The following is a 254-nucleotide window of genomic DNA, read 5'->3' as shown; positions in this document are numbered from 1 at the left end:
CCGGACGATGCCAGTTGGTGGATTGAACTCAAGACCACCCGCAACAATGCCGCATTGGACAATGAAGAAATTACTTACCTGAACACCTATGACGTTGGCAGTTTCATCGAACAGGGTATCGGGGTCATGGTGATTGCCAAGCATGGCACCATCCAGCGCGACGAACTTCGCAGTGTGCGCGTCGTTACCTCGGCCGCGCCGCCGCGCGCTGAGCGTCTGCAGCGCTAATGCTCATCTTGAATGGGAGATGACAA

The 254-nt window shown here is 55.5% G+C and carries 1 protein-coding gene; it reads left to right on the top strand.

The window, feature by feature from the left end; translation table 11 throughout:
* Window positions 1–228: hypothetical protein (locus tag SB765_RS31660; RefSeq protein ID WP_410932759.1), on the top strand; the 228-nt coding region annotated here is incomplete at its 5' end.
* Window positions 229–254: the final 26 nt, after the last annotated feature.

Source organism: Pseudomonas sp. SIMBA_067 (assembly GCF_046534675.1).
Lineage (GTDB): Bacteria > Pseudomonadota > Gammaproteobacteria > Pseudomonadales > Pseudomonadaceae > Aquipseudomonas > Aquipseudomonas putida.
This window is presented reverse-complemented; position numbering and strand designations above follow the sequence as displayed.